At 70.0% G+C, this 1,792-nt stretch carries 1 protein-coding gene; it reads left to right on the top strand.

The window, feature by feature from the left end:
• A partial coding sequence (locus ON23_RS03725; protein ID WP_039776391.1) for a condensation domain-containing protein occupies positions 1 to 1,792 on the top strand: 1,792 nt, incomplete at both ends.

Here is a 1,792-nt window from a genome sequence, read left to right on the forward strand (position 1 = left end):
CTGGTCGTCGCCGGGCCCACCGGTGAACAGCTCGTCGGCTATGCGGTGCCGGCGCCCGGACATCATCTGGATGCGACGGCGCTGCGTGCGGGTCTCGCCTCGGCGCTGCCCTCGTACATGGTGCCCGCGGTCGTGACGGTGCTGGATGCCTTGCCGCTCAACACCTCCGGAAAGCTCGACCGCAAGGCGTTGCCCGCGCCGGTGTTCGAGGCGCAGGTGTTCGCCGCGCCCGTCACCGTGGTCGAGGAACTCGTGGCCAACGTGTTCGCCGAGGTGCTCGGCATCGAGCGGGTGGGTCGCGACGACGACTTCTTCGCGCTGGGCGGTAACTCGCTGAGCGCCACCCGGGTCGCGGCGCGGCTCGGCGCCGCCCTCGACACCCGGGTGCCGGTCCGCCTGGTCTTCGAGGCCGGCAGTGTGGCCGCTCTCGCCTCCCGGGTGGAGACGAGCCGGTCCGATGCGGATCGCCCGGCGCTCACCGCCCGGCCGCGTCCGGACCGCATTCCGCTGTCGCTCGCACAGCAGCGGATGTGGTTCCTCAACCAGTTCGACACCACCTCACCTGCCAACAACATCCCGTTCGCCGTCCGGTTGACCGGCGCCCTGGACATCACGGCACTGCGCGCCGCCATCGGCGATCTGGTGGCCCGGCACGAGGTGCTGCGGACGGTCTACCCGGCCGTCGACGGTGTCGGCTACCAGTCGGTGTTGCCTCCGTCGGCCGTGCCGGACGTGCCGGTCATTCCGATCGCCGAGAGCGAGATCGAAGGCTGGGTCACCGAATTCGCGCTGCGCGGATTCGACGTCGCGGCCGAGGTGCCGCTGCGGATCGCGGTGCTGGAGCCCGAGACCGACGTGCACGTGGTGGTCATGGTGACGCACCACATCGCGGCGGACGGCGCGTCGGTGGCGCCGCTGGTCCGAGACCTGATGACCGCGTACCTCGCGCAGGAAGCGGGCAGTGCGCCCACCTGGACGCCACTGCCGGTGCAGTACGCGGATTACACCCTGTGGCAGCGAGACCTGCTGGGTGACGAGGAAGATCCGCAGTCGGCGGCCGCCGGCCAGATCGCGTTCTGGCGGGAGGCGCTGGCGGGTCTGCCCGAGCGGCTCGACCTTCCGGCCGACCGGCCGCGTCCCTACACCGCCTCGGGCGTCGGACGCACCCTGGCCTTCGAGATTCCGGCGTCCACGCGCGCCGCGGCGATCCGGTTGGCGCGGGCACAGAACTCCTCGGAGTTCATGGTGGTGCACGCGGCCTTCGCCGCGCTGCTGGCCCGGCTCTCCGGTACCTCGGACATTGCCATCGGCACCCCCGTGGCCGGCCGCGGTGAGCGCGAACTCGACGATCTGATCGGCATGTTCGTCAACACCCTGGTGTTGCGGACCGAGGTCGATCCGGGAGAGAGCTTCACCGATCTGCTGGCGCGGGTGAAACGAACCGACCTCGCCGCGTTCTCCCACGCGGAGCTGCCGTTCGAGCGCCTGGTGGAGGTGATGGATCCGGTTCGCGCTCCCTCACAGCACCCGTTGTTCCAGGTCGCGCTGTTCTTCCAGAACCTGGAGAAGGCCGGTCTGGAGCTGCCCGGAATCCGGGTGGACGAGCTGGGCATCGACGGGGCGATCGCGAAATTCGATCTGCAACTGACGATTTCGCCGCCGGAGGACGAATCCGCCCCGGCCGCGGCACTGTTCGCCTATGCGACCGACCTGTTCGACGAGTCGACCGTCGACGCGTTCGCCACTCGTTTCGTGCGGCTGCTGGATGCGCTGCTGACCGACCCGGAACGGT

The organism is Nocardia cerradoensis NBRC 101014 (assembly GCF_000308535.1).
Taxonomy (GTDB): domain Bacteria; phylum Actinomycetota; class Actinomycetes; order Mycobacteriales; family Mycobacteriaceae; genus Nocardia; species Nocardia cerradoensis.